Here is a 12,241-nt window from a genome sequence, read left to right as displayed (position 1 = left end):
CTCCGAGCACCGACGCCCGGCGACGTCGGCCCAGGAGGTCAGGCCGCGGGCGCGGGCCGGTGCTGCGCGCGGCGGCGTTCGACGAGCGCCATCGTGTGCGCGACGACCTCGCGCGGACCGTCGTGCGCCCGCAGCTCGCGCCCGATCTCCTCTGCACGTTCCCGGTAGGACGGGTCCGCCGAGAGTCGTCGCCACGCGCGCAGGATCGCGCGCGGCGACGGCGTGCCGGTGCGAAGGTCGATGCCCGCTCCCGCCCACGCGACGCGCGCGGCGATGACCGGCTTGTCGATGTCGCCGCCGGCGACGATGAGCGGGATGCCGTGGGCGAGCGCCGCGAGCACGCCGCCCCACCCGCCGTTCGTGATCATCGCGTCGGTCCGGGGCAGGAGTTCCGCGTAGTCGACGAGGCCGGCGACGTGGGCGTTCGGCGGAGCCGGGAACGGCAGGTCGGGTGCGTCCGCACGCCCGGTGGTCGCGACGATCGAGACCGGCTGACGACCGAGGGCCGCGAACGCCGGCCGGATGAGGTCGTCGGGGTCGACGTTGAGGGTGCCCTGCGTGACGTGCACGATCGGACGGTCCTCGGGCAGCCGCGCCCACCAGTCGGGCGGATCGGGGCGGATCGATCCGGTCGGGGCGAGCGCGCCGACGAACTCGATGCGCACGGGCCAGCCGGACCGCGGGAACTCGAGCTCGGGAACGCCGGACGCGCAGACGAGGTCGGGGGAGTGCCATGCGGCGTCGAGCGGCGCATCGGTCGGCGGCAGTCCGGACGCCGCGCGCTGCGCGTCGTACGCGCGCTTGATTCCGCGGGTCGTCAGGGTCAGCGTCGAGTTGAGGACCCGATCGCGGATCCTGCCGAGGGGTCCCCTCGCCGGTCGGAGCGGGAGGATCGGCGGCGGGAGCTCCGGCGTCGGGATCGAGAGCGGGACGATGCTCACGGTGACCGACGGCGTGCCGGTGCGTTCGGCGGCGAAGTGCGTGCCGAGGCTGAGGCCGTCGGCGACGATGACGTCCCACGGTCGTTGCCCGTACGCCGCGACGAGGTCGTCGCCCTGCGCCGCCCCCGTGCCGACGAACAGGTGCTCGACGTTCGCGAGCAGCTGTCGTGGACCCTTCCTGTCCCGCAGGGCGGGGAAGGTCGCGGCGATGTCGTGCTCGTCGAAGTCGGGTGCGGCCGACCAGCGGACGGGTTCGGCGCCGAGCGCCGCGAACCGGTCCGCGTACGCACGGCCCGTGTAGACGCGCACCCGGTGGCCGGCTTCCACGAACGCCTCGGCGACCGCGGCGAGCGGCGCCACGTGGCCCGCGAAGGGCATCACGGCGATCATGACGTCGGCCATGGGTCATTGCAGCACGTGCCGCGGGCCTGCGGCCAGCCCTCGCGAGCAGGATCCCCCGGACGGGGGACGACTGCGGGCGCGCCCGGAGGCGCGACCCGGGCGGGCCCGAGCCCGGAAACGGGGACGTCCCTCCGCGGGTTCCCGCGCCGGCACTGATCCGCGGGATCGCGCCCGGTCGTTCACTGGGAGACGTCGCATTCTGCGGCTTCCGCCACCCAGCACCCGACCGCTCTGGAAGGAGCAACCCCGTCATGACCACCATCTCCGCGCACGGCCTCTCGCAGGCCGGCACCCGTCGTTCGGCCGGCCACCGGTCGCTCGCCACCCGACTCGCCGACGCCGAGGGCGCCCTCAAGGCGTTCCTCGAGCGCTGGAGCATTCCCGCCCTGCGCGTCGCGCTCGGCGCCGTGTTCGTCGTCTTCGGCGCCCTGAAGTTCATCCCCGGCGCGAGCCCCCTGGAGCCGCTCGTCGAGGCGACCTGGGGCGTGCTCACCTTCGGCCTCGTGGGCGGGCAGCTCGCGCTCGTGCTCACGGCCGTCATCGAGACCACGGCGGGCCTGCTGCTGATCTCGGGCCGATTCGCCCGGCTCGGCCTCGTGGTCCTGGCGATCGCGTTCGTCGGCATCCTCTCGCCGATCGTGTTCTTCACCGACGAGCTGGTCACGGCCGCAGGTCCGACGCTCCTCGGCCAGTACGTCGCGAAGAACGTCGTGCTCATCGCCGCGGCGCTCGTCATCGCCTCGCGGGCCCTGCGCGGCCGGGCGGGAAGCCGGTGACCTCGGCGGCACCGATCGACATCGGAGGGGCGGGCGCGCTGCGCTCCGCCCCTCCGTCGCGTCCCGCCCCGCTCGCCGCGGCATCCGCGGCCTTCGCGTCGCTGGTAGGATCGACCGACCGACAACCTTGAAGCCCGTCCCGTGAGGCGGAGAAGGGAGTCCGCACCGCTGTGCGCACCGTGCTCCAGCAGGCAGACCTCGAGCGGGCGCTGACCCGCATCGCCCACGAGATCCTCGAAGCCAATCGCGGCGCCGACGATCTCGTCCTCCTCGGCATCCCCACGCGCGGCGTGGCGCTCGCCGAGCGACTCGCCCGGATCGTGTCCCGGATCGCCGGCGTCGACGTGCCGGCGGGCGCGCTCGACGTGACGATGTACCGCGACGACCTCGGCCGCAACCCGATCCGTGCCACCCATCCCACCGAGGTGCCGGGCGACGGCATCGACGGCCGCGTGGTGGTGCTCGTCGACGACGTGCTCTACTCGGGCCGAACCATCCGTGCCGCCCTCGACGCGCTCGCCGACCTCGGCCGCGCCCGTGCCGTGCGCCTCGCGGTGCTCGTCGACCGCGGCCACCGCGAGTTCCCGATCCGGGCTGACTACGTGGGCAAGAACCTGCCGAGTTCGACCCGCGAACGCATCAACGTGCGGCTCGCCGAGGTCGACGGCGAGGACGCCGTCACGATCGAGGGGGGCGACGAGTGAGGCACCTGCTCAGCACGCGCGACCTCTCGCGCGACGAGGCCATCGCGCTGCTCGACGTGGCCGAGGACATGGCCGCCGTCCAGGAGCGCGAGGTCAAGAAGCTGCCGACGCTCCGCGGCCGCACCGTCGTGAACCTCTTCTTCGAGGACTCCACGCGCACGCGCATCTCGTTCGAGGCCGCCGCGAAGCGGCTCTCGGCCGACGTCATCAACTTCAGCGCGAAGGGGTCGAGCGTCTCCAAGGGCGAGTCGCTGAAGGACACCGCGCAGACGCTGCAGGCCATGGGCGCCGACGGCGTCGTGATCCGGCATCCGTCATCGGGCGCGCCGTTCACGCTGGCGACGAGCGGATGGATCGACGCGGGCGTCGTCAACGCCGGCGACGGCACGCACGAGCACCCCACGCAGGCCCTGCTCGACGCCTTCACGATGCGACGCCGGCTCCACGGGGACGCCTCGCGGGGTCGCGACCTCGACGGCGTCCGCGTCGTGGTGGTGGGCGACATCCTGCACTCGCGCGTCGCGCGCTCGAACGTGTGGCTCCTCGAGACGCTCGGAGCCGACGTCACGCTCGTGGCCCCGCCGACGCTCGTGCCGGTCGACGTGTCCGGCTGGCCCGCGACGATCGAGTACGACCTCGACCGGGCGCTCGCCGACGGGCCCGACGTCGTCATGATGCTCCGCATCCAGGCGGAGCGCATGCACGGCGCGTTCTTCCCGAACAGCCGCGAATACGCGCGCACCTGGGGGCTCGACGACCACCGGTTCGCCCAGCTTCCCGAGACTACGATGGTCATGCATCCGGGCCCCATGAACCGCGGGCTCGAGATCGCCGCCCGCGCCGCCGACTCCACGCAGTCGACGGTGCGCGAGCAGGTCGCGAACGGAGTATCAGTGAGAATGGCCGCCCTCTACCTGTTGCTGTCCGGCGAACGGGGGGAGGCCCGATGAGCGAGTCGTTCCTGGTCCGCGGCGCGACCCTGCCGACGGGCGAGCGCGCCGACATCCTGCTCGACGGCGGGCGCATCGCCGAGGTCGGCACGGTGGCGGATGCCGCGGGCGCGACGGTCGTCGACGCCGACGGGCTCGTCGCCCTGCCCGGCCTCGTCGACCTGCACACGCACCTCCGCGAGCCGGGCTACGAGCAGAGCGAGACCGTGCTGACGGGCACGCAGGCGGCCGCCGCCGGCGGCTTCACCGCTGTGTTCGCGATGGCCAACACCTTCCCCGTCGCCGACACCGCAGGGGTGGTCGAGCAGGAGCTCTCGCTCGGCGAGGCGGCGGGCTACGCGACCGTGCAGCCGATCGGCGCCGTCACGGTCGGGTTGAAGGGCGAGCGGCTCGCCGAGCTCGGCGCGATGGCCGCCTCGCGCGCTCGCGTGCGGGTCTTCAGCGACGACGGCTTCTGCGTCTTCGACCCGCTGCTCATGCGCCGCGCGCTCGAGTACGTGAAGGCGTTCGACGGCGTCATCGCGCAGCACGCGCAGGAGCCGCGCCTCACGCAGGGCGCCCAGATGAACGAGGGCGCGCTCTCCGGCGAGCTCGGCCTCGCCGGCTGGCCCGCCGTCGCCGAGGAATCGATCATCGCCCGCGACGTGCTCCTCGCGGAGCACGTCGGCTCGCGCCTGCACGTGTGCCACGTCTCCACGGCCGGGTCGGTGGAGGTCATCCGCTGGGCGAAGGCCCGCGGCATCGACGTGACCGCCGAGGTCACGCCCCACCACCTGCTGCTGACGGAGGACCTGGTCGCGGGCTACGACCCGCGGTACAAGGTCAACCCGCCGCTGCGCCGCCAGGAGGACGTCGAGGCGCTGCGCGCCGCGCTCGCCGACGGCACGATCGACATCGTCGCGACCGACCACGCCCCGCACCCCGTCGAGGCGAAGGAGTCCGAGTGGGACGCCGCCGCGAACGGCATGGTCGGCCTCGAGTCGGCGCTGTCGGTCGTGCAGCAGGCCATGGTCGACTCAGGGCTCATGGGCTGGGCGGATGTCGCGCGCGTGCTGTCCGAGACCCCGGCGCGCATCGGCCGCCTGGCCGGTCACGGCGAGCCGATCGCGGTCGGCTCCGCCGCCGAGCTGACCCTCGTCGACCCGGCCGCGTCGTCCGAGTTCGGCACCGACCGGCTCGCCGGGCGGAGCGTCAACTCGCCCTACCTCGGGCGCAGGCTCCCCGGCCGCGTCGTCGCGACGTTCCACCGCGGAGTGCCCACGCTGCTCGACGGCGCGGTCCGTCCGGCCGACGAGGTCGCCGAGGCATCCGCCCGCCTCACCGACGGCGGTGCGCGTGGATAGCCGCTGGATCGGCGCACTCGTCGCCGTCGCGATCGTCGCCGTCGCCGCGTGGCTCATGCTGCGGTCATGGCGTCGCCGCACGGTTCGCGACGAGACGCTCGCGGCCTACGGGCCGCCCAACGACCCCGGTTCGACGATCCTCGAGCTCGAGGCGCTCTACGTGGCGACGACCCCCGAGGGCGACCCGCTCGAGCGTCTCGCCGTCGAGGGCCTCGCGTTCCGCGGATCGGCGCGCGTCGAGGTGCACCGCACGGGCGTGCTCCTGCGCATCGCCGGGGAACTCCCGAGCTTCATCCCGGCCGACCGCATCGCGGCCGCCGGGACGGCGACCTACGCGATCGATCGCGGGGTCGAGCCCGAGGGCCTCGTGGCCCTCACCTGGATCGTCGACGACCGTTCGGAGCCCGAGGTTCCCACGCGGGTCGACAGCTACCTCCGGTGCCGGTACCCGGGCGACTCAGCCCGGTTCGTGGCAGCCGTGAACGAGATCGCCGCAGCGCCCGAGGCGCCGCGGCCGGACGCAGAAGAGAGCGAGGCCTCGGATGGCTGAGACCCCGACCACCGTCGACGAGCAGGCGCCCGCCGCCCCGATCGACCTCACCCGAGCCGTGCTCGTGCTCGAGGACGGCACCCGCTACGAGGGGCGCGCCTACGGCGCCCGCGGACGCACGCTCGGCGAGGCCGTGTTCGCGACCGGCATGACCGGCTACCAGGAGACGCTGACCGACCCGTCGTACGCCGGGCAGATCGTGCTCATGACCGCGCCGCACATCGGCAACACGGGCATGAACGACGAGGACATGGAGTCCGCGCGCATCTGGGTCGCGGGCTTCGTGGTGCGCGACCCCTCGCGGGTCGTGTCGAACTTCCGCTCGCAGCGGAGCCTCGACGACGACCTCGCCTCGGCTGGGATCGTTGGCATCAGCGGCATCGACACGCGGGCGGTGACGCGGCACATCCGCTCGCTCGGCGCGATGCGCGCGGGCGTGTTCTCCGGCGAGGAGGCGTACCTCTCGCACGGCGAGCAGCTCGACCTCGTCCAGTCGGGCGAGCAGATGGCCGGCCGCAACCTCTCCGGTGCGGTCTCGACGAGCGAGCGGTACACGCTGCCCGCGACGAGTGAGCGCGTGGGTTCGGTGGCCGTGCTCGACCTCGGCGTGAAGACGTCGACGCTGAACTACCTCGCCGAGCGCGGCTTCGACGTGCACGTGCTCCCGCAGACCGCGACGGCCGAGGACGTGCTCGCACTCGAGCCCGACGCGCTGTTCTTCTCCAACGGGCCCGGCGATCCGAGCGCCTCCGAGCGCCACGTCGAGCTCCTCCGCTCAGCGCTGCGCGCCGGCCTGCCGTACTTCGGCATCTGCTTCGGCAACCAGCTCCTGGGTCGCGCCCTCGGCTTCGACACCTACAAGCTGCCCTTCGGGCACCGCGGCATCAACCAGCCCGTGCTCGACCGCGCGACCGGTCGCGTCGAGATCACCGCGCACAACCACGGCTTCGCCGTCGCGGCGCCGACCGACGCGATCAGCGAGTCCAGCCAGGGCTTCGGCCGGGTCGAGGTCAGCCACGTCGACCTCAACGACGACGTCGTCGAGGGCCTGAACTGCCTCGACATCCCCGCGTTCTCGGTGCAGTACCACCCCGAGTCGGCGGCCGGCCCGCACGACGCCAACTACCTGTTCGACCGCTTCCGCGACATGGTCATCGCGAGCAAGGAGACCACCCGCTGATGCCCAAGCGCGACGACATCAACTCCGTCCTCGTCATCGGGTCGGGCCCGATCGTCATCGGCCAGGCGGCCGAGTTCGACTACTCGGGGACCCAGGCGTGCCGCGTCCTCCGTGCGGAGGGCGTCCGGGTCATCCTCGTGAACCCGAACCCGGCCACGATCATGACCGACCCCGGCTTCGCCGACGCGACCTACGTCGAGCCGATCACCCCCGAGGTGATCGAGTCGATCATCGTCAAGGAGAAGCCGGATGCGGTGCTGCCGACGCTCGGCGGCCAGACCGCGCTGAACGCCGCGATCGCCCTGCATGACGCCGGGATCCTCGACAAGCACGGCGTCGAGCTCATCGGCGCGAAGGTCGACGCCATCCGGAAGGGCGAGGACCGCCAGCTCTTCAAGGACCTCGTGATCGAGGCCGGCGCCGACGTCGCCCGCTCGCACGTCGCCACGACGCTCGAGCAGGCGAAGGAGTTCGCCCTCGACCTCGGCTACCCGCTCGTCGTCCGGCCCTCGTTCACGATGGGCGGCCTCGGCTCGGGCTTCGCCTACACCGAGGAGGACCTGGTCCGCATCGTGACCCAGGGCCTGCACGACTCGCCGACCACCGAGGTGCTCCTCGAGGAGTCGATCCTCGGCTGGAAGGAGTACGAGCTCGAGCTCATGCGCGACACGCACGACAACACGGTCGTGGTCTGCTCGATCGAGAACGTCGATCCCGTCGGCGTCCACACGGGCGATTCCATCACGGTCGCGCCCGCGCTCACTCTCACCGACCGCGAGTACCAGCACCTGCGCGACATCGGCATCGACATCATCCGCGCCGTCGGCGTGGACACCGGCGGCTGCAACATCCAGTTCGCGGTCGACCCCGAGAACGGCCGGGTCATCGTCATCGAGATGAACCCGCGCGTCTCGCGGTCCTCGGCGCTCGCGTCGAAGGCCACGGGCTTCCCGATCGCGAAGATCGCCGCGAAGCTCGCGATCGGCTACCGCCTCGACGAGATCCCGAACGACATCACGAAGGTCACCCCCGCGAGCTTCGAGCCGACGCTCGACTACGTCGTCGTCAAGGTGCCCCGGTTCGCGTTCGAGAAGTTCCCCGCCGCCGACCCGACGCTGACCACGACCATGAAGTCGGTGGGCGAGGCGATGGCGATCGGCCGGAACTTCTCGACGGCGCTCCAGAAGGCGCTGCGCTCGCTCGAGAAGCGCGGGTCGAGCTTCCACTGGGGCGACGAGCCGCGGTCGGTCGACGAACTGCTCGAGGCCGCCACGGTGCCGACCGACGGCCGGATCGTGCTCGTGCAGCAGGCGCTCCGCAAGGGGGCCTCGATCGAGCAGGCGTTCGACGCGACGAAGATCGACCCGTGGTTCCTCGACCAGATCGTGCTGATCAACGAGGTCGCCGAGCGGATCGCCGGTGCCGACGCGCTCGACACCGACACGCTGCTGCTCGCGAAGGACCACGGCTTCTCCGACGCGCAGATCGGCCAGCTCCGGGGCTTCGGCGAGGCCGACGCGCGCGAGGTCCGTCACATCCTCGGCATCCGCCCCGTCTTCAAGACGGTCGACACGTGCGCGGGGGAGTTCCCCGCGCTCACGCCGTACCACTACTCGAGCTACGACCTCGAGACCGAGGTCGCGCCGAGCGACCGCCGCAAGGTCGTCATCCTCGGCTCGGGCCCGAACCGCATCGGCCAGGGCGTCGAGTTCGACTACTCGTGCGTCCACGCGTCGTTCGCGCTCTCCGACGCCGGGTACGAGACGATCATGATCAACTGCAACCCCGAGACCGTCTCGACCGACTACGACACGAGCGACCGTCTGTACTTCGAGCCCCTGACGCTCGAGGACGTGCTCGAGGTCATCCACGCCGAGTCGCAGTCGGGCGAGCTCGTGGGCGTCGTCGTCCAGCTCGGCGGCCAGACCGCGCTCGGGCTCGCGAAGGGCCTCGAGGCCGCCGGCGTGCCGATCCTCGGCACGACCCCCGAGGCGATCGACCTCGCGGAGGAGCGCGGCCAGTTCGCGGCGATCCTCGACGCCGCAGGCCTCCTCGCGCCGCGCAACGGCACGGCGACCGAGCTCGCCGGCGCCGTGCAGGTCGCGGAGCAGATCGGCTACCCGGTGCTGGTGCGCCCGAGCTTCGTGCTCGGCGGCCGCGGCATGGAGATCGTGTACGACACGCCGTCGCTCGTCGACTACTTCGCCCGCATCGAGGACCAGGGGATCGTCGGCCCGACACATCCGCTGCTCGTCGACCGCTTCCTCGACGACGCGATCGAGATCGACGTCGACGCCCTCTACGACGGCAACGAGCTCTACGTCGGCGGCGTCATGGAGCACATCGAGGAGGCCGGCATCCACTCGGGCGACTCGAGCTGCACGCTTCCGCCGGTGACGCTCGGCCGCGCCGAGGTCGACCGGGTCCGCGAGGCCACGCGCGCGATCGCCGAGGGCATCGGCGTCCGGGGACTCCTCAACGTCCAGTTCGCGATCGGCGCGGGCGTGCTCTACGTGCTCGAGGCGAACCCGCGCGCGAGCCGCACGGTGCCGTTCGTGTCGAAGGCGCTCGGCATCCCTCTGGCGAAGGCCGCGTCGCGCATCATGGTCGGCGACTCGATCCGCACGCTCGTCGACGAGGGCATGCTGCCCGAGGTCGACGGCTCGAAGGTGCCGCTCGACGCGCCGGTCGCGGTCAAGGAGGCCGTGCTGCCGTTCCACCGCTTCCGCACGCGCGAGGGCATCATGGTCGACTCCGTGCTCGGCCCCGAGATGCGCTCGACCGGCGAGGTCATGGGCATCGACCGCGACTTCCCGCGCGCGTTCGCGAAGAGCCAGCTCGCCGCGTACGGCGGGATGCCGCTGTCGGGTCGCGTGTTCGTCTCGGTCTCCGACCGCGACAAGCGGGCGATCATCCTCCCGGTGCTGCGGATGCAGCAGCTCGGCTACGACCTCGTCGCGACCGAGGGCACGGCCGAGGTGCTGCGCCGCAACGGCATCGCGGCCGACGTCGTGCTGAAGTTCAGCGAGAAGCAGGGCGAGGATGCCACGTCGGTGGTCGAGCTCATCCACCGCGGCGAGATCGACGTGGTCGTCAACACGCCGAGCGGTCGTTCGGCGCGCGCCGACGGCTACGAGATCCGCGCGGCCGCGGTCGCGGCCGACATCCCGCTCTTCACGACCATCGCCGAGCTCTCGGCCGCGGTCGCGTCGCTCGACGCGAACGACGGCGGCTTCGACGTGACGAGCCTCCAGGAGTACGCGCGCCGGCGTGCGGCCGAGGTGGTCGCGTGAGCGTCGTCGCCTCGTTCGGCGAGCGCCTCGACGCGGCGTTCGCCACGCGCGGGCGCCTCTGCGTGGGCATCGACCCGCACGCGTGGCTCCTCGACGAGTGGGGCCTGCCCGACTCGGGCGCCGGCGTCCGCGAGTTCGGCCTCCGGGTGGTGGATGCCGCGGCCGGCCGCGTCGGCATCGTGAAGCCTCAGGTGTCGTTCTTCGAGCGCCACGGCTCGGCGGGCTATGCCGCCCTGGAGCGCGTGCTCGCCCTCGCCCGCGACGCGGGCCTCCTCGTCATCGCCGACGTCAAGCGCGGCGACATCGGCTCGACCGTCGAGGCGTACGGCGAGGCCTGGCTCTCGCCGGGTTCGTCGCTGCGAGCCGACGCCATGACGATCTACGCGTACCAGGGCCTCGGCTCGATCGAGGGCGTGATGCGCCAGGCGGAGGCCGCGCAGGCCGGCCTGTTCGTCGTGGCGGCGACCTCGAACCCCGAGGCGGCGGCGATCCAGCAGGCCGTGCTGCAGGGCTCGAGCCGCGAGGGCTCGTCGGTGGCTGGTGCGATCGTGTCGGGTGTGGACGCGTGGAACCGGAGCCGCGAGGGTGCAGACGAACGGCCGTTCGGCTCGATCGGCGTCGTCCTCGGCGCCACGATCCTGCCCGAGGAGTTCGGCATCGACGTCTCGAGCGACGCGCGGCCCCGTGTGCCCGTGCTCGTGCCCGGGATCGGCTTCCAGGGCGGCGAGCTGCGCGACGTCCCCGCGCGACTGGGCGCGCTGGCGCCCGGTGCGATCCTGACCGACAGCCGCGGCCTCCTCGCCGCCGGCCCCGACGGCATCGCCGACGCGATCGCGCGCCGCGCCGACGAGGTGGGGGCGCTCGATGTCTGATCGCAGCGTGGCATCCGCCCCGCCGGAGGTCGACCGGGTCGCCGCATCGCGCGCCGCGGTCGCCGCCAGGCGCGCGCGTGCCGCGGTCAAGCACGACATCGCCGAGGGCGACCGGAGCCCGCTCGACGTGCTCCGCGCCGCCTACGACGAGCCGGAGGGCGTCGAGGGCCGGCTCCGGGTCTCCGAGTTCCTCACCTCCATCCCCGCCATCGGGCAGACCAAGTGCGCGCGGATCATGGAGGAGCTCCAGATCGCGAACTCCAAGCGCCTCGGCGGCCTCGGCCGCCTGCAGCGCCGCCGCCTGCGCGAGTTCACCGCGGGCTGGGTCGCCGACCACGGCGGCACCGGGGACCGGCTCGTCGTGCTCGCGGGTCCGACCGCCGTCGGCAAGGGCACGGTCGCGGGCTACATCCGCGAGCACCACCCCGACGTCAAGCTCTCCGTGTCGGCGACGACGCGCGCGCCCCGGCCGGGCGAGGTCGAGGGCGAGCACTACTTCTTCGTCTCCGACGACGAGTTCGACCGGATGGTCGAGGCCGGCGAACTGCTCGAGTGGGCGACCGTGCACAACGCCTACCGGTACGGCACCCCGCGGCGCCCCGTCGAGGAGGCGATCGCCGGGGGCAGCAGCGTGCTGCTCGAGATCGACATCCAGGGTGCGCGTTCGGTGCGCCGCGCGATGCCGGAGGCGACGCTCGTGTTCCTGCTGCCGCCGACGTGGGACGAACTGGTGCGGCGCCTCGTCGGGCGGGGCACCGAGAGCCCCGCCGAGCAGCAGCGCCGACTCGAGACCGCGAAGGTCGAACTCGCCGCCGTCGAGGAGTTCGATCACCAGGTCGTCAACCACGAGGTCCGCGAGGCCGCGCAAAAGGTCGTAGACTTGATGCGGCCTCGCCGGGGCCGGCGTCAGCCTGCCTCGCGCCACGATCTTGCGCGCACCGGGGGTGCGCCCCACCTGAAGGAGACTCTCCATGGCTGAGAAGCTGTCCGGCATCATCGACCCGCCCATCGACGACCTGCTGTCGAAGGTCGACTCGAAGTACCAGCTGGTCATCTTCGCCTCCAAGCGGGCGCGACAGATCAACGACTACTACGCCGACCTCCACGAGGGCAGCCTGTTCGACAACGTCGGCCCGCTGGTCGACTCGTCGATCGACGACAAGCCCCTCTCGGTCGCGCTCCACGAGGTCAACGAGGACAAGCTGCGCCTCCGCCCGATCGGCGAGTAGC

General features: G+C 72.4%; 10 protein-coding genes and 1 pseudogene. 10 read left to right on the top strand and 1 reads right to left on the bottom strand.

From position 1 onward, the window contains the following. Positions 1-38: 38 nt before the first annotated feature. Positions 39-1,343 (bottom strand): glycosyltransferase, encoded by a 1,305-nt coding sequence (locus GLX25_RS14685; RefSeq protein ID WP_155843251.1) that lies wholly within the window; start codon positions 1,341-1,343, stop codon positions 39-41. A gap of 251 nt (positions 1,344-1,594) precedes the next feature. On the opposite strand from GLX25_RS14685, the gene GLX25_RS14680 reads away from it, so the two are divergent. From GLX25_RS14680 to rpoZ, 10 genes and pseudogenes are all read left to right on the top strand, one after another. Further along, positions 1,595-2,119 carry a DoxX family membrane protein gene (locus GLX25_RS14680; RefSeq protein WP_155843249.1) on the top strand — a complete coding sequence of 175 codons (525 nt, stop codon included), beginning with the start codon at positions 1,595-1,597 and terminating at the stop codon, positions 2,117-2,119. Positions 2,120-2,253: 134 nt separating this feature from the next. Next, a pseudogene (pyrR, locus tag GLX25_RS14675) lies at positions 2,254-2,823 on the top strand (bifunctional pyr operon transcriptional regulator/uracil phosphoribosyltransferase PyrR); the annotation flags it as partial. Further along, positions 2,820-3,773 (top strand): aspartate carbamoyltransferase catalytic subunit, encoded by a 954-nt coding sequence (locus GLX25_RS14670; RefSeq protein ID WP_166548856.1) that lies wholly within the window; start codon positions 2,820-2,822, stop codon positions 3,771-3,773. The pseudogene pyrR and the gene GLX25_RS14670, both read left to right, overlap by 4 nt. Further along, the gene (locus GLX25_RS14665; protein WP_155843248.1) at positions 3,770-5,116 is read left to right on the top strand and encodes a dihydroorotase; all 1,347 of its coding nucleotides are present in this window, start codon (positions 3,770-3,772) and stop codon (positions 5,114-5,116) included. The genes GLX25_RS14670 and GLX25_RS14665 overlap by 4 nt, the downstream gene beginning before the upstream one ends. Then, on the top strand, positions 5,109-5,666 hold the full coding sequence (locus GLX25_RS14660) for a PH-like domain-containing protein (RefSeq protein ID WP_271192375.1): 558 nt from the start codon (positions 5,109-5,111) through the stop codon (positions 5,664-5,666). Before GLX25_RS14665 ends, GLX25_RS14660 begins: the two co-directional genes overlap by 8 nt. Continuing rightward, complete coding sequence (gene carA / locus GLX25_RS14655) at positions 5,659-6,846, top strand: glutamine-hydrolyzing carbamoyl-phosphate synthase small subunit (RefSeq protein WP_155843246.1); 1,188 nt, start codon at positions 5,659-5,661, stop codon at positions 6,844-6,846. The genes GLX25_RS14660 and carA overlap by 8 nt, the downstream gene beginning before the upstream one ends. Next, positions 6,846-10,139, top strand: a complete 3,294-nt coding sequence (gene carB / locus GLX25_RS14650) for a carbamoyl-phosphate synthase large subunit (RefSeq protein WP_155843244.1) — start codon at positions 6,846-6,848, stop codon at positions 10,137-10,139. The genes carA and carB overlap by 1 nt, the downstream gene beginning before the upstream one ends. Further along, positions 10,136-11,011, top strand: coding sequence for an orotidine-5'-phosphate decarboxylase (gene pyrF / locus GLX25_RS14645; protein WP_166548855.1), 876 nt, complete (start codon positions 10,136-10,138; stop codon positions 11,009-11,011). Before carB ends, pyrF begins: the two co-directional genes overlap by 4 nt. Beyond that, complete coding sequence (gene gmk / locus GLX25_RS14640; RefSeq protein ID WP_155843242.1) at positions 11,004-11,990, top strand: guanylate kinase; 987 nt, start codon at positions 11,004-11,006, stop codon at positions 11,988-11,990. The genes pyrF and gmk overlap by 8 nt, the downstream gene beginning before the upstream one ends. Further along, on the top strand, positions 11,983-12,240 hold the full coding sequence (rpoZ, locus tag GLX25_RS14635; RefSeq protein ID WP_092669843.1) for a DNA-directed RNA polymerase subunit omega: 258 nt from the start codon (positions 11,983-11,985) through the stop codon (positions 12,238-12,240). Before gmk ends, rpoZ begins: the two co-directional genes overlap by 8 nt. Position 12,241: the final 1 nt, after the last annotated feature.

Source organism: Agromyces luteolus, assembly GCF_009729855.1.
Lineage (GTDB): Bacteria > Actinomycetota > Actinomycetes > Actinomycetales > Microbacteriaceae > Agromyces > Agromyces luteolus.
This window is presented reverse-complemented; position numbering and strand designations above follow the sequence as displayed.